The following is a 26,906-nucleotide window of genomic DNA, read 5'->3' as shown; positions in this document are numbered from 1 at the left end:
AGATCCGCGATGACATCCACGAGGCGTTCCTCAAGCTCGCCTGCTCGCTGATCTGCTGGCGGCGCCTGCGAACCGCATTCCGTTAGGAGCTCTTAGTGGGTGGCGCCTGTGCCGCGGTCTCGCCGCCCGCCGCCGGACCGTCCTCGTGGAGCGCGGTCGTGCCCTGCCGGGCCCCTTCAGGGTTCATCCGGGGCTCCGGCCTTACTGGGGCGGTCCCGGAGGCTCCTGCAGGACGCTCCAGGCCACCGGCCCCAGCAGGTCGGCGAACCGCCGCAACAGGTCGAGGAAGAGGTCGTCGATCGTCAGCACCCCCACCACCCGGTCCGCGTCCAGGACCGGAAGCCGGCGGACCCCCGTGCGACGGAACGCGCGATAGGCAGCCCCTAGATCCTCGACGGCCTCGACCGTGACGACGCGGGTCGACATCACCGCGTCCACCCGGGCCCTCGCGTCCAGGCCGCCCCCCATGCCACGAACGGCGAGGTCGCGATCGGTGACGATGCCGTGCAGTGCTCCGCCCTCGACCACCAGCACAGACCCGACGGCGCTCTCGGCCATCTGCCGGGCCACCTCGGCCAGGGTGGCGTTCGGCGCCACGCACACCGGAGGAGCCGTCATCACCTCGGAAACCTTCATGCGCTGCTCCTCGCTGTCCCACGGTCCACAAGGTCCGACTCAGAGAACGTCGAGCACTTCGGCCACCGCCCGCCGTGGGCTCGCGGGGCCTTCGGGGCCGTGACCGAGCCGGATGACCATCTGGACATGAGCCATCGCGGAGACGGGGTCGCGGACGGCCCACCGGATCTCGGGCCACTCCAGGGGCTGGGAAGTGACCGAGGCGACCAGCCCGTCCGTCGTCGCCTGGAGCAGGACCCGTTCCAGTGCCTGACCGGCCGACAACCAGTCCGCGGGCCCGTCGTGGGCCGTGCCCAGCAGGGCGATGTTCGGTTCGCTCTCGAAGGGCGCCCAGCCGCGTTCGGGCAGTGGACGACCGGCGGCGAAGTCACGCACGGGGACCGAGGTGTGGCGCTGCCGAGGACCGAAAGCCTCGGCCGCGATGCCGTCAACGGCCCTGGCGCTGCCGGAAGAGCCGGTGTGCGCCCAGCGCGCCGTCTCCTCACGCACGTCCGGCGCGAGCGCCTCCCTGCCCTCGGCGTCCCGCACCAGCTCCAGGATCGACTGCACGTGCCATGCGCCGGGGAACAGCAGCTGTGCGCCCTCGGCGCGCGCAGCTTCCTGCAACGTCTCCTGCACGGCGAGGGGGAGCGTCTCCTCGCGGAAGGGGAAGCGGCTGGAGTGACGGCGAGGGATCGCAGGACGCAGCCGGGCGAGCGCCCCCTCGGGGGTTCCCGTGCCGCACAGATGCGCCTCGGCGAGGAACTCCGGGCAGGCCGCGTCCGGTAGCAACCGGACGACCGGCGCGAGCCCGGCTGCCGCAGCGGCCACGCGCAGATTGAGCAGCGCGGCACCGCACCCCAGGTGCAGGCCGCGGTTGTCGGGGTCGGTTCGCGGGAGTGCCCGCTCCAGGTCCGCGTACAGCCGCAGGACACCGATGTCCCGCAGGTAGCGGAAGGCCCAGGGCTGGGCGTTGTGCAGCGAGGGCGCCGCCGCGGCGTCCGCCACGAGCCTGGCGACGGTGTCCACGTCGAGAGGTTGTGCAGTCACGGCGGCTTCCCTTCCTGCTGGTCTGCCGGTTCACTCGCGGGTGGGTACGGCGATGACAGGGCAGCGGGCGTGGTGCAGCACGCCTTGGCTGACCGAGCCCAGCAGCATGCCGGCGAAGCCTCCGCGGCCCCGGGTCCCCACCACCAGGCCCAGCGCATGCGCCGAGGCGTCGGTGAGCACCTGGACGGGGTGCCCGACGAGCACTTCGTGGTGCAGGTCCACCTCGGGATAGCGGGCGTGGCGTCCTGCCACGATCTCGGAGAGGAGCCGTCGGCACTCCTGCTGCGGCTGGTGCTCGTCGAAGACCCTCAGCGGTCCGGGCTCCCAGACGAGCAGGGCCCGCAGCCGGGCGCCGCGCAGGGCCGCCTCCTCGAACGCCACGTCGACCGCGGCACCGGAGTGCTCGCTGCCGTCGACGCCGACGACGAAGTACGCCGGCTCCTCGGTGACATGTTCCGGCTCGGGGACGACCACCAGGGGACAGTGCGTGCGGGCCATGACCGGCAGGGCGACCGACGCGGAGCCGAACACCTCCTGCTTCCGGCTCAGGTGCCGCGACCCCAGCACGACGGCGGTGGCGTCGCGGCTCTGCTCGCGCAGCACCCACACCGGGTCGCCCTCCGCGAGCAGCGCGTCGACCTGGAGCTGCGGGTACCGGGCCGAGACGAAGTCCACGGCCTGCCCCAGCACCTGCTGGCCTGCCTTGTGCAGAGCCTCGTTCCATTCCTCCCAGGACGGCGGGACTTCCTGCCTCCGGTAGCCCCGAGTGGGCACGCCCTCCGCATGGACCGCGCGCAACGGCAGCCGTCTGCGGACGGCTTCGTCGGCCGCCCAGGCCAGTGCCATCCGGTGGACGGGATCGGGATCGACACCCACCACGACAGGTCGGCGGTCACCGGGCCCGGACATGCTCGCCTCCGCTCACCAAGTGCCGGACGTACGCATCAGGACCCGGGAAGTACAGGGTCACTCCTCCGTCCTCGGCCCACCGCACGTCGTAGGGCGGGCTGCCGTCCTGATGGTGGAGGCCGACGATCTCACCGTCTCGCGCGACGACCCCGGCCGTGGTCCCACGTACCACGATCTCGTCGCCCACACGGGCGCGCATGGAGGCGCCGGTTGCCTCTGGGCCGTGCGTGACGGCCTGCGCGTTCTTCGCTGGTGCGGGAGCGGACATCGCCCTCGCCTCCTTCTGTGCGGTGGCGCGGACGGATGCCGCCGCCACTTCCATGGAAGGCGTTGGCAGCGCCTGCCTGCCAGGGGCCATTGGTCCCCACCGGAGGCCTGCCGACCCCTCCGCCGCCACGTGGCAGGTCAGTGTCCGGAGACCGAGAGCGCGGCGGAATGGGGGCCGGCCATGTCCGACGGCGTGGTGCGGTGTTCCGGGCTACGGCGGACTTCGATGTCGGCTCGTACCGAGGCCGTCAGATGGTCGAGCGCCTCGGACCGCGCCGGCCGGACCGGCTCGGGATTGACGATCCGGCGCGCCGAGTCGGGCAGCCCGGCCAGGTCCTCGCGGAACCGCTTGCGTGCGTCCAGCCAGTGGTCCAGCGCCCCCGTTCGCCGCCCACCCCGCATGACCGTGCGCACCAGCGCCTGTGCGGAGTCCGGTGGTCCCTCGGCCGCCAGGGCGATGACGTCCGGCCTTCCGGGTCGACGGAAGACCTGCTTGCGGCCCGGGGCCGTGACCTTCGCCGAGGACAGCTTCATCACGGGACAGCCGTCGTACTCGACGAGCTTGTAAGCGGCGTCGAGGTACGGGGCGTCCGCGGCGACGCCCACCTTGGTGGCCACGGCGTACACATCAATGGGGGCTCCGGCGCGTACGAGCCGGTCCACCCCGTACTCGTCGAGTCCGCCGCTGGCAACGATCTGTACGTCGGTCAGCCCGGCGGCGTCGAGCAGGGCGCGCGACCGCCGCGAGAGTGCGTCGAGGTCGCCGCTGTCCAGGCGGATCGCATAGCCGGGCCCGAGCCCCAGCGCGGTCAGGACCCGGGCGGCGACACGCACGCCCTCCTCCGTGTCGTAGGTGTCGACGAGAAAGGTGACCGGGCCGGGGTGGCAGCGCGCGAACGCGCGGAACGCCTCCTCCTCACCCGGGAACGCCTCGATGTAGGAGTGGGCCATGGTGCCCGAGGCCGGAATGCCCAGGGAGGTTGCGGCGGCGACGTTGCTGGTGCCGGCGAAGCCCACCATGGCCCCCAGTCGGGCGGCCTGCAGCCCCGCCCAGGGGCCGTGCGTGCGGCGCAGTGAGAAGTCCACGACCGCCCTGCCGGCCGCGGCCAGGACGCAGCGTGCCGCCTTGGACGCCACCGCCGTCTGGTGGCAGAGCTGGTTCAGGAGGTACGTCTCGACGAGCTGGGCCTGGGGGAGTGGTGCGGTCACTTCCAGCAAGGGCTCACCGGCGAAGACCACATGGCCCTCCGGGATCGCGCGCACTTCGCCCTCGAAAGAGAGCCCGAGGAGCGGTTCGAGGTCCGGGACAGGCCGGTGCAGGGCGTCAGCGAACCTCTCGACATCGTCCCTCTCCACGCGGAAGCGGGCCAGAAAGTCCAGGGCGGACTCCAGACCAGCGGCCACGAGAAAGCCCCGGCCGAGCGGGAGGTCGCGGACGAAGAGGCTGAAGGTGGCCGGCGCCCGCATGTCCTCCCGGAGGTAGGACATGGCCATGGTCACCTCGTAGAGGTCGGTGGTGGTGACGTCGGACATGGTGATCGCCGCCGAGTGTCGAGGTTCCTTGATCCCAGTCTCGTCGCGACTGCGCGGGAGGAAAGGGACTTCAGGGCCCCGCGCATGGGCTCTTCGGCCCAGGCGTCAAGGGACCGGACGCGGTGCGATGGGCGCCGGCTTGATCCCGCGCGAACCGGTCCACGCCACCAGAGACGATCCATCATCGGTCCGTGCGGGTGGCGGCCCAGCGGCGCCGTACCGCTTCTTCGTGTTCCGCCTCTTCCAACGCCAGCTCCACAGCGTTCAGTTCGGCCTGCAGTCGCGGGATCCAGTGTCTGCGGAGGGCACGGACTCGCTGCCGTGTCCGTTCCGCCTCGGCGGCCAGCAGCTCGGCGGCTGTCTGATGGGCGGCGAGTTCCGCCGCCGCGCGGACCGCGGCGCGGTAAGCCGTTTCGGCGTGGGCGAGCGCCGTGTTGGAGGGGGTCGGCTCCGCCGGGGAGCGTACGGGCGCCGCCCACTCCACGGCCGCCGGGTGGCGTACGCCCATCAGCGCGGCCCACCGGATGCCGACGCGGGCCCGGTCAGCGGGCGCCGCCTCGGCCAGCGCGCTTTCGCCTGCGAGCAGCACCCCGCGCAGCAGCCAGGACTCCGCGTCGGCCAGCTTCTCCTCCCACACCCGGCGCGCGTCCTCAGCAGCCCGGCGTGCCGTGTGCTCGCGGTCCAGCAGGATCCGGAGCTTGCGTTCGAGAAGGTCCGCTCCGCGCAGCGCCGTGGCGAGGCCGCGGCGCAGCCGTAGGCGTCCGGCCCGCCCCGCCGCGACTCGGCGTCCCCGCGGATTCATCACCGTTCCTCGTGCTGCGGTGGAGCGTGGGTGTCGATCAGGTCGGCCGGGAGCATGCCGAGTTGGCTGCGCGGCAGGGTCAGCAGCACCTCCCAGGCCCGGTCGAGGGAATCGTCCAACGGCCTGTCCTCGTCGGTGCCCTGGGCGAGAAGGCGATCCCGGAAGGCGTCCTGGAGGTCCAGGTGGCGCAGATCGGTCGGACTGAGCGCGGCACGGCCGATCAGGTCGGCGAGTTCCGCGACCTGCCGGGACCGGGCCAGCGCTGCGATCAGCTGAGCGGCGACGGCCGGATGATCGGCACGGGTGCGTCCCGCCCCGGATCCCTTGCGCATCAGACGCGACAGCGAGGCAAGCGGATCGACAGGCGGATACGTGCCGGCCGCCTGGACATCGGCGGACAGCACGATCTGTCCTTCGGTGATGTAGCCGGTGAGGTCGGGGACGGGGTGGGTGATGTCGCCCGCGGGCATGGTGAGCACCGGCAGGATGGTGACCGATCCCGGGCGGCCCCTGATTCTGCCGCAGCGTTCGTAGAGGGAGGCCAGGTCGCTGTAGAGGTAGCCGGGATAGGCCCGCCGCGCCGGTATCTCGCCACGTGCGGCGGACACCTCGCGCAGTGCCTCCGCATAGGCCGTCATGTCCGTCATCACCACCAGAACGTGGCGGCCCTGCCTGAACGCCAGGTGTTCGGCGACGGTGAGGGCGAGTCGCGGAGTGAGCAGCCGCTCGATCACCGGGTCGTCGGCGGTGTTGAGGAACAGGACGAGTTCCCGTGCCGCGGAACGCGCGGCCAGCCCGTCGCGGACGAACGCCGTGTCGGCATGGGTGAGCCCCATCCCGGCGAACACCACGGCGAACGGCTCGCCGCCACAGGTCGCCTGGGCCGCGACCTGCACGGCCAGGTCCAGGTGCGGCAGCCCGGCGGCCGAGAACACCGGCAGCTTCTGTCCCCGCACCAGCGTGGTCAGCACGTCCACCGCGCCCACCCCGGTGAGCACCGGTTCGTTCGGCGGTTCCCGGCGTACCGGGTTGATCGGCGCGCCGCCGACCGCCTCGTACGACCCGCCCAGCACCGGCGGTCCACCGTCGGCCGGTTCGCCGCGCCCGTTGCACACCCGCCCCAGCCACCCGGCACCGACCGGGATCCGCATCGGCGATCCCGAGAAGGCGACACGGGTGCCGGTGCGGTTCATGCCGGCCGTGTCCTCCAGAACCTGGACCACCGCGAGGTCGCGGTCCACCTCCAGGACCAGCCCGTGCCGCCGTTCACCGGAGTCGAGCACGATCGTGGCGAACTCGTCCCAGCCCACCCCGCTCACCCCTTCGACGACCACGAGCGGACCGCGCAGTTCGCGCACGCCCGTGTACTCGACCTCCACCGGGCCGCTCACGCTGTCTCCTCGAGCCGGGCCAGCACGGTGTCGCGGGCCGCTGTGACCGGGGCTGTCTCCGCGGGGCCCGCCGCCTCGCGTGCCCGCAGCAACGGTCTGAAGTCGACCGCCTCGACGACCTCGGCCTGAGTACCGGCGTCCACCACCTCCAGACAACGGTCGATCACGGCCAGCACGGCCTCCACCAGAGCCGCCGTCTTGGCCGGGGCGCTGTAGGCGTCTGCCGGGGAGAGCGCGCTCTGCTGGATCGCGGCCTCGCGTAGGAGCCGCCCGGCAAGCACACTGATCCGTTCCCGGGGCGGCAGGGCGGTGATGCCGACCAGCTCGACGAGGTCGGCCAGCCGGTCCGCTTCCGCCAATTGCCGCGCGACGCGCCCGCGTCGCTCGGCCCACCCGGGGTCACCGGCACGCGCGTGTGCGACCGACAGCGCGGCGGCGTCCCGGGAGAACGACTCCGACCACGACACGGCCGGATAGTGCCGTGCGTAGGCGAGGTCGCGGTCCAGGCTCCACAGACACCGTACGAACCGTTCGGTGTGCGCGGTGACGGGCTCGGTGCGGTCGCCGCCCGGTGGAGACACGGCACCGATCACCGTGACGGATCCCGTCGTGCCGCCCAGCGTGCGAACGGCCGCCGCCCGTTCGTAGAACGCGGCCAGTTGGGAGGCGAGCGAAGCCGGGTAGCCCTCCTCGGCGGGCAGTTCCCCCATGCGGGAGGCGAACTCGCGCAGCGCCTCCGCCCACCGGGAGGTCGAGTCGGCGATGAGGACGACGTCAAAGCCCATGTCGCGGAAGTACTCCGCCACGGTCGCGCCCGTGTGCACACTCGCTTCCCGTGCCATCATCGGCATGTTCGAGGTGTTCGCGATCGTCACGGTCCGCTCCGCCAGCCGGCCACCGGTCCGAGGGTCGGTCAGCTCCGCCAACTCCTCGATGACGTCCGCCATTTCGTTTCCGCGCTCGCCGCAGCCGACGTAGACGATCACGTCCGCGTCGCACCACTTGGCGATCTGCTGCAGGAGCATGGTCTTGCCCGTGCCGAAACCGCCTGGGACGGCGACCGTGCTGCCGCGCGCCACGGGGAAGAGCAGGTCGACGGCGCGCTGCCCGGTGTTCAGCGGTGTGTCCGCCGGCAGGCGCCGTCCGACCGGCCGCGGCTTGCGCACCGGCCACGACTGAGCCATGCGCACTTCGTCTCCGCCTACGACGGCGAGCGGAGCGTCCGAGGCGTACGCGCCCGCCGACGCGATCCGCGTCACCTCGCCCGACAGGTCCGGGGGCACCAGAAGCCGCAGTGGGACACGCGCGCCGATGTCCCCGAGGACGTCACCGGGCCCAACCCTTTCCCCTCGGACGACCCGGGGCGTGAACGACCACGCAGCCGCCTCAGTGATCGCCGGCCCGCTCGTCGTCAGAAGATCGCCGGCGCCCGCCAGGGGGCGCAGGAGGCCGTCGAACACGCCACCGAGCAGATCCGGGCCCAGCCGCACCGTCAGCGGCCGCCCTTGGGGCTCCGCCGGGTGTCCGGGTGCCAACCCGCCGGTGTACTCGTACGCCTGGACGGAGGCGGTGTCCCCGTGGATGGCGACGACCTCGCCCGGCAGGCCGGCGCTGCCCAGCAGGACGAGATCGTGCATGGCGACCGTGGGAGGGCTGGCGATCTCCACGAGGGAGCCGGCCACCCGGAGGATGTGGAGGCGATCAGCCCGGCCGGCGACCGGGGCACCACCCGCGACGTGTGCAGGCGCGCCCGCGCCGCACCGGTCAGGCCCCGGGTCGCCCGGAGTGATCACGGCGGTTCCCAGAGCGTCTCGGCCCGGACCCCCAACCGTTCCAGAGCGCCGTCGGCAAGGGCGTCCGCCGACAGATCGACTCGGCGGCCAGGCGTTTCGGCCGTCACCCCGCCCTGCTCAGCGGCGCTGACCTCAGCCTCCGCACCCAGTGCGGCCCGTGCCACGTCAGCAAGGTGTGACCGTGTAACCGCACCCTCCCGGGCCAGCGCCCGTCGCACGCCCGCGCGGACCCCGGCTCTGAGTGCCGCGTAGGCCTCGGCGCGGACCGCGAGTTCCGTCTCCCAGGCCTCCTGTGCGGCCCGCACCCTTTCCCGGTCGGCCTCTTTGGCGCCGTCGGCCTCGCCAAGCCGGCGGGCCTGCGCGAGCACTGTTTCAGCCGCGGTGCGGGCTGCGAGCAGGGTGTCGGCCGCGTCGGCGCGTGCTCGGTCCAGGGTGGCGTCGGCAGCGGCTCGTGCCGCGCGCAGCAGCTCGGCGCGGACGGGGTCCAGCTCGTCAACCGGCGCGGTCATGAGGGCATCACCACCGTCAACGGCCGGGTCGGTGCCGGCGCCGTCGCCGCGTCCCCCAGCACATCGGCGGCCTCGGCCGTGAGGATCACCAGGCCGACCGTTCCGGGCAGCGTCCGCCAGGCCCTGCGAACGGCATCCTGGTCCTCCGCCACGAGGACGTCGACCCCGGCAAGCGCGAGTCCGCACACGCTGGTCCGTGCGCCGATGGCGGCCACCGTACCCATCGTCAGGCCTTTCCGATCAGTAGTATCGCGACGACGAGCCCGTACACGGCGATGCCTTCCGCCAGTCCCACGATCACCATGGCCCGGCCGAACATCTCCGGTCGTTCGCTCAGCGCAGCCAGTGCCGCAGCTCCCGTGTAGGCGACGGCTATCGCGGCTCCTATCGACGCTCCGGCCACCGCGATGGCCGCACCGATCAAGGCGGATCCGTTGACCCCACCGGATGCGGCAGCCCGCGCCGAAGCCTGCGCGGGCCCCGTCAGCGCCGTGGCGAGGACGACCAAGGCGCCGCCCAGCAAAGCGAGGTTCGTGGCCAGGAGCCAGTGGAAGGCGTGCCTGGTCCGGCGCCGCCGCAGCAACCGGACGGCACCGAGCACCGAGACCAGGACCGGCAGGACGATCAGCCAGGTGAGCATGCGATCACCTTCGCAGCGGGGTCGTCGGCAGGTTCCGCCAGGGGAACGTGCCAGGGACGGAACGGGCGTCCCTCAATCTCGAAGAGCCGGGAGAAGAGTTCGTAGAACTCCAGCCGCAGGGCCTGCACGCCCGCCACCAGGGCCTCCAGACCGAAGGAGACGGCCGTGCCCACGACGAACAACAGGGCGGCGCCCGCGACACCGGCCGCGCCACGCCCTGACAGGGCCGTGGTGCCGCGCCACACCAGGTCGGCGAGCGCGGCATGGGTGAGACCGAAGGCGGCGAGCCGGGCGAACGACAGGGTGTTGGTCCCCGTACGCACGACGACGTCGAACAGCCGCACCACCGTCTCGGCGACTCCGGCGCCGCCGCCCGCCGTGACCCGGAACAAGCCGAACGCCACCAGCGCCAGCCCGGTCGCGGCGCACGCAGTTCCGGCCACTGCCAAGGCCTGCCAGTGCAGGAGCAGGCCGGCCGCGGCCAGCACGAGCCCCAGGTAGAACAGCAGCCCGGCACAGCCGGAAGCCGCGTACAGGCCCACGGCCCAGCCGTTCTCCCGCACGCGGTTCACCGCGCCCGCGGTATGCGCGAGCACCAGCAGACCGGCCCCGAAGACGACCGCGGCGGCCAGCAGACGAGCGGGCTCGTCCAGCGGGCTCAACCACAGCACCGGCAGCAGCCCGGTCGGCCCGAAGAACTCGCCGTAGGCGGCGCCCGCGACCATGGCGGCGACTCCCGCGCCCGCCAGGAACGGCCACAGCCGGGCGAAACGCGCCAAGGGGCGGGGCCACCCCAGGCGCAGAGCGAGCGCGCCGAGCACCAGCAGCGCGCCGTGTCCCACGTCACCGAACATGATCCCGAACATCACGACGTAGGCCAGGCCGGCAGGCCACGAGGGGTCGAGATCCGCGTAGGCCGGTGTGCCGTACGTCGACACCAGGGGAGTGAAGGAGACGGCCCGCCCCGAGCGCAGCAGCGTCGGCGGATCCGTGCCGCGCGGCAGGGGCAACGGCAACAGCGCGCCGCCCGCCGCGGCCAGCCGGTCCGCGACGCGCGGTACCTCGGCGGCCGGGCACCATCCGGCCAGCGCGGCCACCTCCCCCTGCCGTACGGCGCCCTGCGCACGCTCCTCCAGCTGGGCCTCACCGACCAGCAGGGCGACCTGGCGCCGATGGTCGAGCGTGTCGAGATCGGGCGCCGTGAGGGCCAGTGCAGCCGGAGCGGCGCTATCGGACTCGGATGTTGTCGTTCCCTGCCCGCGCCACTGCTGCAGCCGCACGGCCGCCGCCCCCGGAGCCGCCTCCTCGGCGCGGTCCAGTTCCACGCAGCCCTCCTCGGCGATCCGCACCAGCGCGTCTCGCAGGCCCGTCTGCGGTACGACCACCGCCACGCGGCGCATCCGGACCGGTGTCATCGCCTCAGGCCAGGGCATCGAACGCTTCTCCGGGCCGTCCACCCCGTGCCGCGGACTCCAGCGCGGCCCGCACGCGCCAGGCGTCCACGGACAACAACGCGACCGCGCCGACGACGACCGCGGGCCCGTACCGGCCCTGGCGCAGCATCGCCGCGCCCTCGGTCTGTACCGTCCGCCACCAGCGGGCTTCGGCCCGCCACAGCTCACCGGGCTCGTCGATGTCCGCGAGGACCCATCGGGCGGCCGAGGGAAGGCTGTCGCGGAACTCCCGGTAGGACGAGGCGGCCGACGCCCGTGCCCCGAGCAGTCGTGCCGCATCGCGACGCACGGACTCCGTGAGGGAGCGGTGGTGCACGAAGAGTTCTCGCGCGGTGAGCAGGACCGCACGCCCCTGAGCCCAGCGGCGTGCGGGCGCCACGGACACGGCGGTGCGCCGCGCCGCGGCCATCCGCATGCCTGTGACCAGGGCCCACGGAGTGTCGCCGCCTGGGTCACCCCAGGACGAGGCGGCGAGCGCCGCCCGCAGTTCCGCGAGCGTCCCGGCACGCTCCAGCCTGTGCCAGGCAGTCTCCAGGGCACCCAGCCGGTACGGCTCCGGTGCCTCGGTGCGCCGACCTTCCGGTGCCGGCAGCCGGGACACCACGTTGGCGATCTCGAATCCCGCCGCGAGCGGAACCAGCAGGCGAGCGCCGCCGGGCGGCAGCCATCCGGCCAGCACCCGCAGATGCCACAGGAGGCCGGCGGCCACCGCCCGCTGAGCGTCGGGAAGGCCCACGGTCGTCCGCGTGTACCGTGCGTATGGCGTCGTGGAGAGGCGCCGTAGGGCGTCGTCGAGCGTCGGACCGCGCGCGATGCCACGTGCCCCCTCGGCGCCCGGGTACCTCGCAACGAGGGCTTGCGCTCGCACCGCTCCGGCGACCCAGCCGGTACTCACGGCTCTTTCACCGTCCCGCTCGCCAGTCTCACGGCATCGGCCACGGCGAGGTCCACCAGGTGCGGCATGCGTTCCCTCGCCCGCTCGCGGATCGCCGAGGCCGTACGGTCTCCTGCTGCGCGCAGCGCGTCGGCCTCCTGCCGGGCTTCTCGGAGGAGGGGTTCCGCGGCCTGCCGGCGAACCTCTGTAGCCTGTTCCCGCGCGTCCGACAGGAGATGTTCCGCCTCCCGTACGGCGTTCTGCCGAAGGGTCTCGGCCGTCTCATCCGCGGCGGCCCGGATCCGTGCCACCTGCTGCTGAACGTCAGTCAGCCGAGCGAGAGCGGGCTCCAGTTCGGCTGCGCGCTCCGCCATGCGGTCGGCAGGCACGCCGGTTGCGGACGCCCCCGGCGTTCCAGCCGGACGGAACCGCTCCAGGAAGTCCCGCAGGCTCATCGGCAGCCTCCTGCCGGTCGGTGCTCCTCCAGTTTCACGGTTCCCGGCCCACCCCGCACCGGATAGGGCCCTTACGTCGTTCCACCAGGGCCGTTCGGCTCTTGGCACGGGCGGCGAGAACGGGAGACTGGGACAGTAGGCGACTCGACGGAGTCAGGAGGCCGCTGTGAACGCGCACGAGAACCTCCGCGCGGGGGCCGATGCCCGGCAGGGTGTGCCCGCACGTGCCTGGAGCCCGGGAGAAACGGCTCGACAGGACACGCTGCTCCGCTACCTGGGTGCGGTCGCCTCGGCTGCGGCCAAGCGCTCCGGCAGTGCGGCCGAGCACTCGGACACCGAGGAGCGGGCACCGTCGGCTGTGACGCCCACGCGGCGGCCAGGCCTCCCGCAGGAACCCGGTATGCCACTGGTGCGGGACGTGATGGACGTGCCCGCCGCTTCCCTCTGCGAGGACCAGGCGTACCGCGACATCGCCCGGCTGCTGGCCCGCGAGCAGGTGGGCGCGCTCCCGGTCGTGGACGCCGATGACCATGTCGTCGGCGTCGTCTCGGAGTCCGATCTGCTGGCCAAGGTCGCGTTCGAGGCCTCCGGCCACCGGCCGGGACGCATCGGCAGGCTGCGCGAACGCCGGATGCATGACAAGGCCCGGGGCGAGACGGCCGCCGACCTGATGACGAGCCCCGCGATCACGGTACTGCCGGGCATGACGGTGGCCGAGGCCGTCTGGCTCGCCGCGTTGTCCCGGGTGAAGCGCATGCCCGTCACCGATCGCAACGGCCGACTCGTGGGCGTCGTGCGTCGTGACGCGTTGTTGCAGGCGCTGATCAGGGATGATTCCGGTATCCGGGCGGAAGTTCAGGCCACGCTGGAGGCCTGCTGTCCACCGGCTGACCGGGAGAGTGTGGCCGTCACCGTGCACGACGGGATCGTGGAGCTGACGGGCCGGCTGCCGTCGGCGACGATGGCCCGGCTGGTGGCGGAGGTCGAGGGGATCGCCGACGTCATCGGGGTGAAGAACCTGCTCAGCGTCGACTGAGTTCGCCCGCTCTCATCCGATCACCGGGGGATCTGGCCTCCCGGCATGGTGGGACTCGGGCAGGTGGGGTTTGGCTGGTCGAGGTGGGAGGTGATCACGGCCGCCTGGACCCGGCGCTGCACTCCGAGCTTCGCCAGCAGCCATGAGATGTGGTTCTTGACGGTCTTCTCCGACAGGTACAGCCGCTTGCCGATCTCGCGGTTGGTCAGGCCGTCACCGATCAGCGACGATGTCCCTTTCCCGGGGAGAAAGGCCGGCCAGTTCCGCCCTCACGTCGCTGACGATTTGGCGGGTGCCGTACATGGTGACTCCGTAAGGGCCTCGATGAGGGTCCGCGCCTTCCAGGATGCCGGGGACAGCGGCAGTGCCAGGGGCCGCACGGCCCTCGGACGGGCCCGTGCGGCTTCCGGGCCGCAAGAGGGGCGCTTCCGGGCCGCAGAGGGTCGGTCGGGCCATGATGAGGACGTGTGGCCCCTGATCGCCTCGGCACCGCGACGCCACGCTGGTGTCGGAACCCTTGTCCCGGGAGGTGGAGACCATGTCCCGCACCGTCACCGTAGGTGTCGACGACTCGCCCGAGAGCCGGGCCGCGGCCGAGTGGGCGGCGCGAGAAGCGCTGCTGCGCGGCCTGCCCCTCAAGATCATGTACGTCTCCGAGCCGACTCCCAGGTTCGTGGCCCGGACTCCACTGCTGGATCCCGACACTTACCGGCACTGGGCAGAGCAGGTGACAAGCCAGTCCGCGGACGGCATCCGGCTTCGCCACCCGGGCATCGAGGTGATCACCGAGCAGCTGACCGGGACTCCGGCCGACGTCCTGTGCGAGGCAGCGGGCTTTACCGAGCTGCTGGTCCTGGGCTCGCGGGCCCTCGGTGGGCTGGCCGGGTTCATGGTGGGCTCGGTGAGTCTGGGCGTGGTCGCCCGCGCCGAGCGGCCGGTGGTGCTGGTGCGGGCGGTAGAGCAGGCCGCCGACGAGCACGAGATGGATCCGGCGGGCGTGCCGTCCGCTGCGGCACCCTTCCGGCCCGTCGTGCTGGGGCTCGACACCGACCAAGCGGACGACACCTTGCTGGAGTTCGCCTTCGACGCCGCCGCGCGGCGGAAGGCCACCCTGCGGGTGGTCCACGCCTGGCCCGAGCCGCCGACCTCCTTCTACCGCTTCGCCGGCGACGCCGAACTCTACGACTCGCTCGAACGCGGGCAGGCCACCCTCCTGAGCAAGGTGCTGCAGCCCTGGCGGCAGAGGTTCCCTGACGTCGAGGTGATTGAGGCGAGCCGGTGCGGAAGCGCCGCGCAGGTTCTAGCCAACGACTCCCGTGACGCCTCCCTGGTGGTCGTCGGCCGACGCATCCGCACCAGGTCGTTCGGTGCCCGTATCGGCCATGTCGCCCACTCCGCCCTACACCACATCGCCGCTCCCGTCGCGGTCGTCGCCCACAGCTGACCTCCGCTCCGGAGAAGGAGAAGCCATGAGTGCATCAGCCGCACATGCCGACGGGGAGCCGCTGGATCAGCCGGTGGTCGTCGGTGTCGACGGCTCCGAGCCGAGCCTGCGCGCCGTGGACTGGGCTGCCCACGAGGCCGCCCTGCGTGGGGCGTCGCTCCAGCTGGTGTACGCCTCGCTCTGGGAGCGCTACGAGGGCGCTTCCACGGCCACCGATCTCGGCAAGCCGTCCGAAGAGGTGATGGCCGAGGACATCGTCCGGACCGCCGAGCGGCGGGCTCGTCACCGGCAACCAGGCGTGAAGGTCACCACCGATGTGCTGCCCGAGGAACCGGAATACGGCCTGGTACGCGAGAGCCGCAGCGCCCTCGCGATAGTGCTGGGCTGCCGTGGTCGCAGCGGGATGACGGAGGCCCTCCTCGGCTCGGTCGGTGTCACCGTCGCGGGACACGCCCACTGCCCGGTGATCGTGCTCCGAGGAAGCCACGACAACCAGGCACGCAGTGGGACCCACGGCCGCATCGTTCTCGGAGTGGGAGAGAAACCGGCGGGTTCGGCCGCGCCACGATTCGCGATCGAGGAGGCCCTGCTGCGCCGGGTCCCGCTGGAAGCCGTACGCGCTTGGCGCCGGCCACTGCACGAGCCTCCCGCACATCCCTTGACCGTCGGCGGCCCCGCCCATCTGGAGGAGCAGCAGGCCGCGGACCTGGTGGAAGAAGCACTGCGGGACGCCCCGGCCGCCTTGCGGGTACGGCGGCGTACGGTCGAGGGCTACGCACGGGATGCCCTGATCGCGGTGTCCCGCGAGGCCGACCTGCTCGTCCTCGGTGCCCGACGACGCCAGGGCCACTTCGGGCTCCAACTCGGCCGAGTCGCCCACGGCGTGCTGCACCATGCGGCCTGCCCGGTGGCGGTCGTACCGGAGCCCGTCTGAGCCCCTTAGCCCCGTGGAGGCTTCGGTCGGCGCCCACGGCCGTCGCCAGGCCGAACGCGGCCTGTATCCACCAGTTGAAACAACTACGGACCCGGAACGAAATACTCGGCCTGCTCAACTGGCCGGTCAGGATCATCTGTTGAGACGAGGCCGGACACCCGACCGGTCTGGTTCAAGGTCCCCCTGGACAGGGCCCGACTGCTCTCCATCGACCTTGTTCCCGAGGACCCGGGTGTGCGGCTGCGCCTGGGTGGGCCCGCTCGGCCAGGACAGGGCACGGCTGATGTCGGCGACGGTGACGATGCCGACGAGGCGCCCTTCGTCGAGGACCACCGCGCGGCGTACAGGGCTGCCTCCAGTCGTGGCAGCAAGTCGAGCATCGGCTCCTGGGGCGCGGCCGTGATGATTTCGGCGAGCGGACGCATCACTTCCCGGACCGTCGTGCTCGCACGAGCCTGGGCCGGCGTCGCCTCGACGCGTCGCACGGTGAGCAGACCGGCCACCGAGCCGTCGGCCGTCAGCACCGGGAAGGCCGAGTGGCGGTAGGGGCCGAAGGGGCCCTCGGCCAGGAAGTCGGCGAGGGTCGCGGTGTCCGGCACGGTGACCGGGTTCGGAGTCATGACGCGATGCACTGGCACACTGCCCAGCACACTCCGCAGCTCGGCCTGGCGAGCCTCTGTGGTTGCCGCACCGATGAGGAACCAGCCGATCAGCGCGGGCCACAGGCCGGACAGGTTGTGCCCGAACCAAACGGCCGCGAACCCGGTCAGCACCATGAACCAGCCCAGCGCCCGGCCCGCAGCCGACGCCCCGCGAGTGGCCCGCAGCCGGTCGCCGGTGCGGTGCCACAGGTACGCCCGCAGCAGCCGTCCCCCGTCGAGCGGGGCGGCCGGCAGCGCGTTGAAGACGGCCAGCATGACGTTGATCGCGGACAGCCATACGACCGCCTCGACGACGAGCCCGGACGCGTGCAGCGCGTGCAGCCCGGCGGCGATGCCGGCGAAGACACCACCGGCGAGCAGGCTGGTGAGCGGACCCACGGCGGCGATGCGCAGCTCGGCGCCCGGAGTGGGTGCCTCGCTGTGCAGGCGGGCGGCGCCGCCCAGCATCCACAGGGTGATGCCGTCGACCTGCACGCCGTTGCGGCGGGCGACCACGGCGTGCGCCAGCTCGTGCGCCAGCAGCGAGGCGAGGAAGACGATCGCCGCCAGCAGTGCCAGAGCCCAGTACAGCAGGGCGGAATGGCCGGGGTGGGCGGACGGGAACTCACTGTGCGCAAGAGCGACGGTCACCAGGGCGACGATGACCAGGACACTCCAGTTCAGGCCGACCCGCACACCGGCGATCCGGCCGAGGGACAGCGTCTCGTCCATGAACCTCGCCTCATCCTCGATTGTGTGCCGAGGGGCCGCCGTGTCCGCTCAGCAGGGCCGACATGGGCTCTGGGCGCCGCGGATCAGCCCGTCCTGGGGCCCCACTGCGGTCCCACCAGATCCCACTCCTGGTCCCAATGGGCCATACGGCGCCGGTCGAGCCGTGCTCGCGCGACGGCGCCCGCGCCGAAGGCTGGGGCTGCGACGGCGAGGGCCGCCGCGGCGGCGAAGAGCGCGGCTTCGGCATGACCCTCGTCCCGGCCCGTCGGCTGCGACGGACTGAGCCGGCCCCGGTCGTCCTGCCACACCGTCACCCGAGCCCCGGCCTTCAAGCGGCCGTCCACCAGCGTGCGCCCGGTACGAGCGGAGCCGTCGGGGGCCTTCCAGCGCACCGGTCCCTGGACACGGCCGTCGTTCGACCAGTCCGCGGTGACGCCGTGCCGAGCGTCGGCGAGCAGGACAGCGCTGACGGGATGCCGGTGGGTGCGCTGCTCCGCGAACTCGTGCTCGGCGCTGCGGTCCGTGACGAGTGCGGCAACGCCGCCACAGATCACCACGACCAGCCAGACTGCCAGGACGATCCAGGCCTCGACGACGTCCTCGCGCCGCCGCAGTGGACTGCTCCGCCATCGCCACAGCCGCTTGCTGCTCATAACGGACACCTCCAGGCCGCGACGACTCCTTCGACGGTGACTCCGCAGGTGCGGCTTTCACAGAGGCCGAGGGGCCCTCCTGCCGGGCCACCCGGGCCCGGCCCCGAGCCACGGGGGCCCATTGGTCCCCATGGGCGACGTTCACAAGAGGGACGCGGGGAAGCGGACGCGACCCGGCGCGGCGCCGAAGCCCCACCGCCCCGGTGCCGAGCCGTTCGGAACCGCCCGGCCGGGGATGAGGGCCGGACGGCCCGAACGCAGGCTTCCGCGCACCGCCCGGGCCGAAGGGCGGCCGCGCGGTTGGTGAGAGACCCGTGAAGGCAGCGCTGGTAACGGACAGGGCCCACAGCGAGCCCTGGGCGGGAGGCGACCGCGCCGGTGCGCGTCGATCCCGGCACTGTGACAGGACGTCGGAACACTGGGTCCGCGATTGCTGCGACAGCCCGGCGACTCAGCCGGGTGCCGTCCTGGTCTCGCTCGACTCCGTCAGGCGGACACCCGCAACCAGTTCGGGGCGGATGCGCACCGCTTGGTCCATGCCTTCGATGGGTGCCCAGGGCTGCAACAACTCCCGGATGCGGTCCAGTTCGACCGGGTCGGTGACGAGTTGGGCGTAACCTGTGACGACGACGCTCCAGCCGAGGTGGGTGTCCGGGTCGATGACGTCTGCCTCGTAGGCGACGACCACGCCTGTGCCGTCGGCCTCCTCCGCGTGGGACGTCAGAGCCGCGCCTTCGTGGGTGCGGATGACGATGTCCCCACTGTCCAGGGCGTGGTTGACCGGGCGGACCGTGGGCAGGGCCTGCCGAGTGAAGACGATCCTCCCCAGCGATACGCTGCCCAGCAACCGCAGCGCCTCGGCAGGGTCCAGGTCGATGCGCCGGTTTGTGGGAGACTGGTTGCGGGTCATGGGCTGCTTCTTCTGCAGGTGAGTAACTGTTTCCCGGCCGAATCCGGTTGGCCCGTGCATGCTCGGGTGCGACGAGGGTGGAGCGACATCCCGAAGGACCGTCGCCACTCCTGCTCTCACCGTCGTCCATGACGCAGCTGCTCTCCAGTGCCATTCGGGTCGAGCAAGGGGCCGGACGTCCCCCTCACCTGCTGTCACTCGCGTTCATGCCGGTCAGCGCCGCCCGGCCGCCCTCCAGACGGGCCACCGGAACCCGGAATGGTGAGCAGGAGACGTAGTCCAGGCCTGTGGCGTGGAAGAAGTGGATCGACTCCGGGTCACCGCCGTGCTCGCCGCAGACACCTGTCTCCAGATCCGGGCGTGCCGCGCGTCCCTCCTCGACCGCGATCCGGACCAGTCGGCCCACACCCTCGCGGTCGAGCGTCTCGAACGGGGAGGTGGCGAAGACGCCCTTGTCGAGGTAGGCGGAGAAGAACGCGGCCTCCACGTCGTCGCGGGAGAAGCCCCAGGTGGTCTGGGTGAGGTCGTTGGTGCCGAAGGAGAAGAACTCCGCCTCCTCGGCGATACGGCCTGCCGTCAGTGCGGCCCGGGGCAACTCGATCATGGTGCCGACCGGACACCGGACAGGGACGCCGGTCTCCTCGCCGACCACTGCCAGGACTCGCATGACCTCTTCGCGGGCGAGCCGCAGCTCCTCGACGGCGCCGACCAGCGGGACCATGATCTCCGCCCGGGGGAGACCCGCCCGCGCGGGTGCGCTCGACGACCGCCTCGGCGATCGCCCGCACCTGCATGGTGACCAGTCCCGGAACCACCAGCCCCAGCCGCACGCCCCGCAGGCCGAGCATCGGGTTCTCCTCGTGCATCCGGTTCACTGCCTCGAGCAACTCCACGTCGTGCGCGTCCGGTTGTTCTCCGGCGGCCTCGGCCGCGGCGATGCGCACCGCAAGAGCGGTGCGGTCGGGCAGGAACTCGTGCAGCGGCGGGTCGAGAAGCCGGATGGTGACCGGCAGCCCGTCCATCGCCTGAAGGAGGCCTGTGAAGTCCTTCCGCTGCAGCGGCAGAAGAGCCGCCAGCGCCCGGTCGCGGCCCGTCTCCGTTCGGGCCAGGATCATGTCCTCGACCAGCTTGCGCCGTTCGCCGAGGAACATGTGCTCGGTACGGCACAGCCCGATGCCCTGGGCCCCGAAGCGCCGGGCGCGCGCCGCGTCCTCGGGGGTGTCGGCGTTGGCCCGAACCTCCAACCTCCGTACGGAGTCGGCGTGATCCAGGGCCCGGCCCACCGCGCAGACCACACTGTCGGCCTGCTCGCCGCTCTCCAAGTAGCGCATCGTCGCGGACGCGACCAAGGGGACCGGCCCCAAGTACACGACACCGGCGGAGCCGTCCACCGAAATGACGGTGCCCTCTTCAACGACGGTGCCGTCCTGACTGGTGAAGCGCCGCGCCTCGCCATTGACGGCGATGTCCTGGGCGCCGCACACGCACACCTTGCCCATACCGCGGGCGACGACGGCCGCATGGCTGGTCTTGCCGCCCCGGCCGGTCAGCACCGCCTGCGCGGCGACCATGCCGGACAGGTCGTCGGGAGTGGTCTCCTCACGGACGAGGACCACCTTCTCACCGGCGGCGGCACGCCGTACGGCCTCCGCCGAATCGAATACTGCGGCGCCCACTGCGGCCCCCGGCGAGGCCGGCACGCCGTGGGCGAGCGGCTCACTTCCATCATGCCGGGCATCGAGAAGCGGGCTCCTGAGCGGACGGAGACCAGCAAGGGGTCGTCCGGCTGTCCGAGCAGCCGCCCGGTGGTTGTCTCCAGCGTCGACAGGTGTCGGGAGATCTCCGTCGACAAGCCCGCAGGCTCCTCGCCGGTGGTCAGGAAAGTACGGCAGGCCTCGGTGGAGACGATGAACCCCGGCGGCACCGGCAGGCCCAGCCGACTCATCTCGGCCAGGTTCGCGCCCTTGCCGCCGAGCAGGCCGGCCATGTCGCGGCCGCTGCTCTGGAAGTCGTACCCATAGCGGACCATGACGCCACTCCTCGGCTCCGCGATCAACCGATGCCCTTTCAGCCTGGGACGGCAGCGGGGCACCCGGGGAGGTGCCCTCGGTCCCGTCAGGCGGGCCGATCGGCCCATACGCCGGGACGCCGCGACGGCGCAGCCTGGTGGTGTCGTGGTACGACATCAAGCCCTGGAGGACGCCATGACCGGCACTCCCCCCGTCGTGAACGACGTGATGACCCGCAGGGTCGTCGCCCTGCGCACCGGGGCGGCGTTCAAGGACATCGTGCGGACCATGCAGGAGTGGGGGGTCAGTGCCCTACCGGTCCTGGACGGCGGCGGACGTGTCGTCGGCGTGGTCTCCGAGGCCGACCTGCTGCCCAAGGAGGAGCTCAGCGAGCGCGATCTCAGCCGGTACGGGCAGGCGAGGCGTCCAGCCGATGTCCACAAAGCGGGCGCTGTCACCGCCGCGGAGCTGATGACCACTCCCGCCATCACCGTCGCGCCCGACTCCACCCTCGCCCACGCCGCGCGCGTGATGGCGCGCAGCAGGGTGAAGAGGCTCCCGGTGGTCGGCCGCAACGGAACACTGAAGGGCATCGTGAGCCGGTCCGACCTGTTGAAGATTTTTCTGCGGGACGACGCGGACATCGCCGAGGACGTCCGGCGCGAGGTCGTCATCCGGCTCTTCGGCACACACGCGCAAGGCGTCCGGGTCGAGGTGCAGGACGGTGTGGTCACGCTTGCCGGCCGGATCCACGAAACGGCTCTGACACCGCTCGCGACCCACCTCGCTCGGACCGTGGCCGGTGTGGTGGACGTGCACTGCGCGCTGAGCGGACCGCCCCGCCATCCGGATCTCGACCCGGATCTGCCGGATCCGCAACGGTCCGCCCCTGCCAGACGACCGTAGGAGTCGGGACGAGAGGTGGCGCGTACCGATGACCGGGACACCTCCCACGACCGTGACCGGGGTGCGGCTGTGGCGCTGGCGGCGGAACCCGGTCAGGCGCCACAGCGACGTCGTCGAGGCCTGGCTCGTGCTGCTCATCTGGGCCGTCGCCCTCCTCGGGGGAGTCCTCGCGGGCGTCGCGGCGGCGCAGGCGATGGACTCGGCGTTCGCCGCGCGGCGGGATCAGGCGCACTCGGTGTCCGCCGTGCTCACCGACGAGGCGGCGAAGACCCCGCCCGGGGGTTCCGGCAACGACGACAGCCAGGTCTGGGCCACCGTGCGCTGGACGGACACGGACGGCTCGGTGCACGCGGGGCTGGCGAAGATCTTTCCGGGCGCCCCTGCAGGCAGCAGGGTCACCGTATGGACGGACCGCACCGGCCGGATCGTCTCTCCGCCGCCCAGAGGCGCGGAGGCGACGCTGCAGGTGGTTCTGACCGGTGCACTCGTGGCACCGCTGGCCGGAGGCCGGCTGATCCGTGAACGGCTCCTGCGGCGCCGCCTGGCCGAATGGGATCAGGAATGGAAGCGCATCGGCCCCGAGTGGCGGAATCGGAGCGGGGGCAAGGGGTGACGTCGACGGCTTTCGCTGACTCCACATGCCACTGAGGGTGGGGTCATACCGCGTCGGCGGCGGTGAGACGGCAGTCCACCCCCACGACGCCTTCCACGCCCCGGACCAGGCGCGTGGCCAGGTCGGCCCGAACAGAATCCCCGACGCGCCCGGTCAGGGTCGCGACGCCGTCGGTGACCATCACGTGTATGGGCTCGATCGGCGCCGGGAAGAGGACGTCGACTATGTCACGGCGGATCTCGTCGGCGAGTTCGTTGTCCGGGCGAAGGAAGACCTTCAGCAGGTCACCGCGGCTGACCACGCCTTCGAGGACGCCCTCGGAGCTCACCACAGGGAGCCGTTTGACGTGCCGCAGAGCCATGATGCGAGCTGCCTCGGCGAGTGTCGCGTCCGCGTGGACGGTGACAGCCGGCGTGCTCATCAGCTCCTCCGCGCAGACCGCCCCGGCCTTGGCGAGGTCGGGCAGCCGGCGCAGCTGGGTGAACCGGTCCGGATCACTGTCCCGGAACTCCTCCTTGGGCAGCAGATCGGCCTCGGAGACCACCCCGATCACCCGGCCGTCGCCCTCCAGCACCGGCAGGGCGCTGACCTGCCACTGTTCCATGCGCTCGACGATGTCCTTGAACAGAGCCTTGCGGCCCACCGCGACGGCGGCGCGCGTCATCACGTCGCCCACCCGGTGCGGGCTGCTGTCCATGCTCTCCTCCTCGAATGCCTTGGCAGGGCTGGGCGCCCGGGCGGTCACGTCAGGCCTCCGCTGCCGTACGGGGCGTAGAGGTCGAGCAGTCGGACACGCGAGGCGTGCAGCCGTTGAGCGACCACGCGTCCCACCCACACCGCTATGGCCCGCCCGAACTCGGCGTCGGCGGCGCACATCGCGCGCACCGCCTCGGCATCGAACTCCCAGGCCCGTACCGGGCTCATCGCCTCGGCCCCGAGGTGCCAGATGTGCGGCGGGAAGTGCCAGGACCAGCCCACCAGCTCGTCGTGTCCGAGCGTCTCGATGACGGCGGGGCGCCGACCGGGCACGTGCAGGTCGAGGGCGACGGTGCCGGTGCGCACGATCCAGAACCGGTCGGCCCGGTGCCCCTCCTCGAACAGGCGGGTACCGGCCGGGAAGGAGACCTCACGGGCGAGGCCCATCAGCCGTTCGCGGTGCACAGACTCAAGAGCCGTGGTCATGGTGGTCGCGGAGGTCATCGCACCGGCTCCCTTCATGGGCTGCTGATCCCAGCGTGCGCGCCCTTGGGTACGCGCGCCACGGGTCGCCCGGACCGGGCGAGAAGCGGGTGGCCCTTCCCATCCGGCCTTGGCCTGGCCAGCGTGCGGGACCAGCCGGTCCAGCGCTGGACCGAAGAACCCCAGCTACCGCCGTGCCACCAGGGCCGATGGGCCTCAATACGACGCCGGACACGAGGAGCGCGAGAACATGACGACCGCGAGCGCCGCCCATGCGCACGCGCCGGACGTTGGGCGAGCGCCCTGGAACCCGCGGGCAAAGCCAAGAGGACGAAGCAACTGCTGCACCGCCGCGGGCTCAGTGACCGAGGAGTGCTTCACGAGCCGCCCGGGACCAGATCGCTTGTGGGCCGGGAGTGAATCCATCCGGCATGCAGTGGAAGATGATGTGCCTGGCCAGGCCGCTGCGGGGGTGGGCATCCCCTTGCCCGGCCATGTGTGCGCCGGGCCGGCGAATCCCAGCTCAGCGCACTCGTCCCCGCGCCTTCAGCGGCACCGGCGGCAGCTCCGGCGCAGGCAACGGATCCCCTTCGTACCCCTTCACTTCCCCAAATCTCGACCCGCTCATCCAGTCCTCCCGGGCCTGTTCGATATCGCCCCGGGTGCGTCCGACGAAGTTCCACCACATGATCAGCTCTTCCGCGAACGGCTCGCCGCCCAGCAGCATGATCCCGGCGTCCGACTCGGCGCGCAGCGGGAGTTCGGAGCGGCCGCAGCCGAGGTAGAGCAAAGAGCCGGGCAGGACCGGTACGCCGTCCACGTGGACCTCGCCGGACATGGCCAGGACGCCGTACTCGAAGTCGGGCTCCAGGGGCAGGCGTACGTCGGCGCCCCGGGTGAGCGCGAGGTCGGCGCCGACGATGGGGGTGTACGTCGTACCGGGCGAGAGCGAGCCGTCGAGGCCGCCGAGGATCACCGTGGCGGTCAGGCCGGGCGCGGTGACCGTGGGCAGGTCCGGGTGGTACTCGAACTTCGGCTCGGTGTCGCGGTGTTCCTCGGGCAGCGCGACCCACAGCTGGGCGCCGTGCAGGAAGCGGGCGTGCGGGCGGGGGCTCTCCTCGGAGTGGCTGATCGCGCGGCCCGAGGTCATCAGGCCCAGCTCCCTGGGCCGGATCGTCTGCAGGCTGCCCGTCGAGTCGCGGTGCAGCACCTCGCCCTCGTGCAGCCAGCTGACCGTCTGCAGCCCGATGTGCGGATGGGGCGGCACCTGCATGCCGGGCTCGTCGGCGATGTCGTCGGGGCCGTAGTGGTCGACGAAGGCCCACGCGCCGATCATGCGGCGGCCCAGGTTCGGCAGCAGCCTGCGCACCTCGGTCGACTCGCCCAGCTTCACACGACGGGGACTCAGCAGTTCGCGGACGGGCTCGGCCACGACGAACCCGCGGCCGCCGCAGACGCCGGGTACGGGCGCGCGGTCAAGATTGCTCATGGCGCCCAACCTAGCGGGCGGGGCGCCCTACCCGTGAGTGCGGAAACGCCGATTTTCTGTGGTCAAGTCGGTCAACTGACATACATTCGGGGCACCGCACGCAGCACGCGGACCGTGTTCTCCGAGGGAGGCCCGATCCAAAGTCCCCAGCGCATCCCCGGCCCGCCCGGGCGGGGGACCGCCGTACCGCGGACGAACCTCGTCGTCGTGGTGCCGGCCCTCGGGGGGCTCGTGGTCTCGCTGATGCAGACCCTGGTCATCCCGAGCGTGCCCGAACCGCCCGCTGTGCTGCACGCCTTTGCCTCCGCGCGGCCTGGGCGGTCACCGCGGCCCTCCTCGCGGCGGCCGTCGCCCATCGCCCACCCGAGGGCATGGCCGGTGTCGGAACGGTCTTTTCGGCCTGTCCCCGGTACGGGCCCCGACTCACGGGTGCCGCGCGCTCGGTGACGGCTCGGCCGTGGACGGGGTGACCGGGCGCGGGACCGGGGAGGGCGTGACGGCCGCCGGGTGCGCCGGGCGGGCCGGTGCGGTCGGGCGGGACTGGCCGCCGCGCACCGTGAAGAACACCAGCGCGGCCACGGCGGCCAGCGCCAGGGCGCCCACCGCGGCCCGGCGCAGCAGCACCCGGCGTGGCCGAGCCACCTCCGTCGGCGGGCGCAGGGGCCGCAGGTCGGCGGGGCCGACGCAATGGGCCCGCGCGGCCAGTGCGGCCCGCAGCCGTTCCTCGACCGGCGTCGGCGCGGTTCTGGTACCGGACTCGTTCATCGCAGCACCTCCAGGCGTCGGGCGAGGGCGTCCAGGGCTCTGCTGGCCGTGGACTTGACGGCGCCTCGTGACAGGCCGAGGGTCGCGGCGATCTCGGCCTCGCTCAGGTGCGACCAGTAGCGGAGCACCAGTACCTCCCGCTGACGCGGGGTCAGTGTGCGCAGTGCCGTCAGCACCTCCCGGTGGTCCTCGTGCAGCAACACGTCCTCCTCCGGGGCGGGAGCGTGCTGCTCGGGCGCGGGGGTGTGCGCCCGTACGGTTCTGCGTCTGCGCAGCACCGAGCGCGCCGCGTTGACGACGCTGGTCCTCAGGTACGCCTCCGGGTCGTCGAGGGAGGCGAGCCGGTGCCCGTGGCGCCGGAAGAGCGCGGTGAAGGCGTCCTGGACGACGTCCTCGGCCGTGGGCAGGTCGTCCACCAGGAGCACGGCCAGCCGGACGAGGGCGAGCCGACGGTGGTGGTACAACTCCTCGATGCCGGGCGGCTGTTCGCACGGGAACAGGAGAGCCGCGCCGGTGCCCGCGGGGGGTGGTACCGGGTCGGCGGGTGTGTCCGCCCGGGTACGGGCGCCGACGAGGAGGCGGGCGCCCAGCGCGCGGGCGAACCGCCGCCAGGACGTGGGGCGCTGCGGCATCGCCGGCGTCCGGTCCCAGGGCAGGACCGTCGCCGGTGGTGTGGCTGTCGTCATGGGTCTCCCGGAGCCGGATGCGGGACCGCCGCCGAGCGGCGGCCCCGCATCCGGCACATGCCGTGTCGGTGCCGGTCAGGATCGGTGGTGTTGCGCAACCGGCGCCGGGGCGGCGGGACCGTGGTGCCGCATGTGTGCCGGGCGGGCCGGCGCGGGGCTCGGGGTGGCCTGCGGCGCGGACGACGGTACGGGGCGCGGGAGGACGCGCGTCGGTGCCGGTACCGGCGCCGCGGTGACCGGCACGGGCTTCGGGCTCGCCGGAAGGGGCTCAGGGGTGGCCGGTACCGGGCTGGGGGTCGCTGTGCGGGCCGGGGAGGGGATGGGGGAGGGGGTCGCTGTGCGGGCCGGGGACGGCACGGGGGACGGCGTCGCGTGGCTGCCGTCCTGGGCCGCCCGGGCGGCCACGGTGCCGGCGACGGCCAGGGCCGCGCCCACGGCGGAGACCCCCAGTGCGGCACGTAGCCTGCGGACACGGCTGAGGCGGGATGCACGATGTGCGGACATGGGTTCCTTCGGTCGCTCGGGGTCGGACGTCTGTCGAAGTGGAGGCCTCCACCCCGACAGACGTCCGGCCCCGACCGAGGTTGCACCCCAAGACCGACGAATTTTCCGCGCCC

The 26,906-nt window shown here is 72.3% G+C and carries 27 protein-coding genes and 2 pseudogenes; 5 read left to right on the top strand and 24 right to left on the bottom strand.

Annotated features, from left to right (window positions below):
* Positions 1 to 201: 201 nt before the first annotated feature.
* The 14 genes from ABZ919_RS37780 to ABZ919_RS37715 form a co-directional block, all read right to left on the bottom strand.
* Complete coding sequence (locus ABZ919_RS37780) at positions 202 to 636, bottom strand: CBS domain-containing protein (RefSeq protein WP_361257604.1); 435 nt, start codon at positions 634 to 636, stop codon at positions 202 to 204.
* 39 nt (positions 637 to 675) lie between these two features.
* Positions 676 to 1,665 carry a nitroreductase gene (locus tag ABZ919_RS37775; protein ID WP_361257601.1) on the bottom strand — a complete coding sequence of 330 codons (990 nt, stop codon included), beginning with the start codon at positions 1,663 to 1,665 and terminating at the stop codon, positions 676 to 678.
* A 30-nt stretch (positions 1,666 to 1,695) separates the two neighbouring features.
* A complete protein-coding gene (locus tag ABZ919_RS37770; protein ID WP_361257598.1) occupies positions 1,696 to 2,574 on the bottom strand; it encodes a universal stress protein in 879 nt (292 codons plus the stop codon).
* Positions 2,558 to 2,842, bottom strand: a complete 285-nt coding sequence (locus ABZ919_RS37765; RefSeq protein WP_361257595.1) for a DUF1918 domain-containing protein — start codon at positions 2,840 to 2,842, stop codon at positions 2,558 to 2,560. The genes ABZ919_RS37770 and ABZ919_RS37765 overlap by 17 nt, the downstream gene beginning before the upstream one ends.
* A 137-nt stretch (positions 2,843 to 2,979) precedes the next feature.
* Entirely contained in the window at positions 2,980 to 4,374 is a 1,395-nt protein-coding gene (locus ABZ919_RS37760) for a nicotinate phosphoribosyltransferase (protein ID WP_361257592.1), read from the bottom strand.
* 181 nt (positions 4,375 to 4,555) lie between these two features.
* Entirely contained in the window at positions 4,556 to 5,176 is a 621-nt protein-coding gene (locus ABZ919_RS37755) for a V-type ATP synthase subunit D (RefSeq protein ID WP_361257589.1), read from the bottom strand.
* Positions 5,176 to 6,567, bottom strand: a complete 1,392-nt coding sequence (locus ABZ919_RS37750; protein WP_361257587.1) for a V-type ATP synthase subunit B — start codon at positions 6,565 to 6,567, stop codon at positions 5,176 to 5,178. Before ABZ919_RS37750 ends, ABZ919_RS37755 begins: the two co-directional genes overlap by 1 nt.
* The gene (locus ABZ919_RS37745) at positions 6,564 to 8,249 is read right to left on the bottom strand and encodes a V-type ATP synthase subunit A (RefSeq protein ID WP_361257584.1); all 1,686 of its coding nucleotides are present in this window, start codon (positions 8,247 to 8,249) and stop codon (positions 6,564 to 6,566) included. The genes ABZ919_RS37750 and ABZ919_RS37745 overlap by 4 nt, the downstream gene beginning before the upstream one ends.
* Positions 8,250 to 8,356: 107 nt before the next feature.
* Positions 8,357 to 8,869, bottom strand: coding sequence for a hypothetical protein (locus ABZ919_RS37740; RefSeq protein WP_361257582.1), 513 nt, complete (start codon positions 8,867 to 8,869; stop codon positions 8,357 to 8,359).
* Positions 8,866 to 9,093 carry a V-type ATP synthase subunit F gene (locus ABZ919_RS37735; protein WP_361257579.1) on the bottom strand — a complete coding sequence of 76 codons (228 nt, stop codon included), beginning with the start codon at positions 9,091 to 9,093 and terminating at the stop codon, positions 8,866 to 8,868. The genes ABZ919_RS37740 and ABZ919_RS37735 overlap by 4 nt, the downstream gene beginning before the upstream one ends.
* Before the next feature lie 2 nt (positions 9,094 to 9,095).
* Positions 9,096 to 9,509 (bottom strand): ATP synthase subunit C, encoded by a 414-nt coding sequence (locus ABZ919_RS37730; RefSeq protein WP_361257576.1) that lies wholly within the window; start codon positions 9,507 to 9,509, stop codon positions 9,096 to 9,098.
* A complete protein-coding gene (locus tag ABZ919_RS37725) occupies positions 9,494 to 10,942 on the bottom strand; it encodes a V-type ATPase 116kDa subunit family protein (protein ID WP_361257573.1) in 1,449 nt (482 codons plus the stop codon). The genes ABZ919_RS37730 and ABZ919_RS37725 overlap by 16 nt, the downstream gene beginning before the upstream one ends.
* On the bottom strand, positions 10,929 to 11,699 hold the full coding sequence (locus tag ABZ919_RS37720; protein WP_361257571.1) for a hypothetical protein: 771 nt from the start codon (positions 11,697 to 11,699) through the stop codon (positions 10,929 to 10,931). The genes ABZ919_RS37725 and ABZ919_RS37720 overlap by 14 nt, the downstream gene beginning before the upstream one ends.
* Before the next feature lie 155 nt (positions 11,700 to 11,854).
* Positions 11,855 to 12,292 carry a hypothetical protein gene (locus ABZ919_RS37715; RefSeq protein WP_361257568.1) on the bottom strand — a complete coding sequence of 146 codons (438 nt, stop codon included), beginning with the start codon at positions 12,290 to 12,292 and terminating at the stop codon, positions 11,855 to 11,857.
* Between the two features lie 166 nt (positions 12,293 to 12,458).
* Between ABZ919_RS37715 and ABZ919_RS37710 the strand changes: the two genes are divergently transcribed.
* Complete coding sequence (locus tag ABZ919_RS37710) at positions 12,459 to 13,328, top strand: CBS domain-containing protein (protein ID WP_361257565.1); 870 nt, start codon at positions 12,459 to 12,461, stop codon at positions 13,326 to 13,328.
* Between the two features lie 20 nt (positions 13,329 to 13,348).
* On the opposite strand, the pseudogene ABZ919_RS37705 reads toward ABZ919_RS37710, so the two are convergent.
* Positions 13,349 to 13,592: pseudogene (locus ABZ919_RS37705) on the bottom strand (response regulator transcription factor); the annotation flags it as partial.
* Positions 13,593 to 13,866: 274 nt separating this feature from the next.
* Here ABZ919_RS37705 and ABZ919_RS37700 point away from each other — a divergent pair.
* Both ABZ919_RS37700 and ABZ919_RS37695 read left to right on the top strand, forming a co-directional pair.
* Positions 13,867 to 14,772 carry a universal stress protein gene (locus ABZ919_RS37700; RefSeq protein ID WP_361257563.1) on the top strand — a complete coding sequence of 302 codons (906 nt, stop codon included), beginning with the start codon at positions 13,867 to 13,869 and terminating at the stop codon, positions 14,770 to 14,772.
* 25 nt (positions 14,773 to 14,797) lie between these two features.
* Entirely contained in the window at positions 14,798 to 15,706 is a 909-nt protein-coding gene (locus tag ABZ919_RS37695) for a universal stress protein (protein WP_361257560.1), read from the top strand.
* An 83-nt stretch (positions 15,707 to 15,789) separates the two neighbouring features.
* On the opposite strand, the gene ABZ919_RS37690 is transcribed toward ABZ919_RS37695, so the two are convergent.
* The 4 genes and pseudogenes from ABZ919_RS37690 to ABZ919_RS37675 form a co-directional block, all read right to left on the bottom strand.
* The gene (locus tag ABZ919_RS37690; protein ID WP_361257557.1) at positions 15,790 to 17,079 is read right to left on the bottom strand and encodes a site-2 protease family protein; all 1,290 of its coding nucleotides are present in this window, start codon (positions 17,077 to 17,079) and stop codon (positions 15,790 to 15,792) included.
* A gap of 83 nt (positions 17,080 to 17,162) precedes the next feature.
* The gene (locus tag ABZ919_RS37685) at positions 17,163 to 17,732 is read right to left on the bottom strand and encodes a hypothetical protein (RefSeq protein WP_361257555.1); all 570 of its coding nucleotides are present in this window, start codon (positions 17,730 to 17,732) and stop codon (positions 17,163 to 17,165) included.
* A gap of 451 nt (positions 17,733 to 18,183) precedes the next feature.
* Positions 18,184 to 18,642 (bottom strand): pyridoxamine 5'-phosphate oxidase family protein, encoded by a 459-nt coding sequence (locus ABZ919_RS37680; protein ID WP_361257551.1) that lies wholly within the window; start codon positions 18,640 to 18,642, stop codon positions 18,184 to 18,186.
* 184 nt (positions 18,643 to 18,826) lie between these two features.
* Positions 18,827 to 20,671: pseudogene (locus ABZ919_RS37675) on the bottom strand (putative PEP-binding protein).
* Between the two features lie 175 nt (positions 20,672 to 20,846).
* On the opposite strand from ABZ919_RS37675, the gene ABZ919_RS37670 reads away from it, so the two are divergent.
* Together ABZ919_RS37670 and ABZ919_RS37665 are read left to right on the top strand one after the other, a co-directional pair.
* A complete protein-coding gene (locus ABZ919_RS37670) occupies positions 20,847 to 21,557 on the top strand; it encodes a CBS domain-containing protein (protein WP_361257548.1) in 711 nt (236 codons plus the stop codon).
* A gap of 28 nt (positions 21,558 to 21,585) precedes the next feature.
* Complete coding sequence (locus ABZ919_RS37665; protein ID WP_361257545.1) at positions 21,586 to 22,170, top strand: hypothetical protein; 585 nt, start codon at positions 21,586 to 21,588, stop codon at positions 22,168 to 22,170.
* A gap of 43 nt (positions 22,171 to 22,213) precedes the next feature.
* Here ABZ919_RS37665 and ABZ919_RS37660 read toward each other — a convergent pair whose 3' ends face one another.
* The 5 genes from ABZ919_RS37660 to ABZ919_RS37640 form a co-directional block, all read right to left on the bottom strand.
* Entirely contained in the window at positions 22,214 to 22,867 is a 654-nt protein-coding gene (locus tag ABZ919_RS37660; RefSeq protein ID WP_361257542.1) for a CBS domain-containing protein, read from the bottom strand.
* Between the two features lie 44 nt (positions 22,868 to 22,911).
* Positions 22,912 to 23,370: a cyclic nucleotide-binding domain-containing protein gene (locus ABZ919_RS37655; RefSeq protein WP_361257539.1), complete on the bottom strand. Its 459-nt coding sequence runs from the start codon at positions 23,368 to 23,370 to the stop codon at positions 22,912 to 22,914.
* Between the two features lie 502 nt (positions 23,371 to 23,872).
* Positions 23,873 to 24,838 (bottom strand): pirin family protein, encoded by a 966-nt coding sequence (locus ABZ919_RS37650; protein WP_361257536.1) that lies wholly within the window; start codon positions 24,836 to 24,838, stop codon positions 23,873 to 23,875.
* A 423-nt stretch (positions 24,839 to 25,261) separates the two neighbouring features.
* On the bottom strand, positions 25,262 to 25,603 hold the full coding sequence (locus ABZ919_RS37645) for a hypothetical protein (protein ID WP_361257533.1): 342 nt from the start codon (positions 25,601 to 25,603) through the stop codon (positions 25,262 to 25,264).
* Positions 25,600 to 26,289, bottom strand: coding sequence for a SigE family RNA polymerase sigma factor (locus ABZ919_RS37640; RefSeq protein WP_361257530.1), 690 nt, complete (start codon positions 26,287 to 26,289; stop codon positions 25,600 to 25,602). The genes ABZ919_RS37645 and ABZ919_RS37640 overlap by 4 nt, the downstream gene beginning before the upstream one ends.
* Between the last annotated feature and the right edge of the window lie 617 nt (positions 26,290 to 26,906).

The sequence above is a fragment of the Streptomyces sp. NPDC046759 genome (genome assembly GCF_040645475.1).
Classification (GTDB): Bacteria; Actinomycetota; Actinomycetes; order Streptomycetales; family Streptomycetaceae; genus Streptomyces.
The sequence above is the reverse complement of the archived record's forward strand: the minus strand, read 5'-3'. Positions and strand labels throughout refer to the sequence as shown.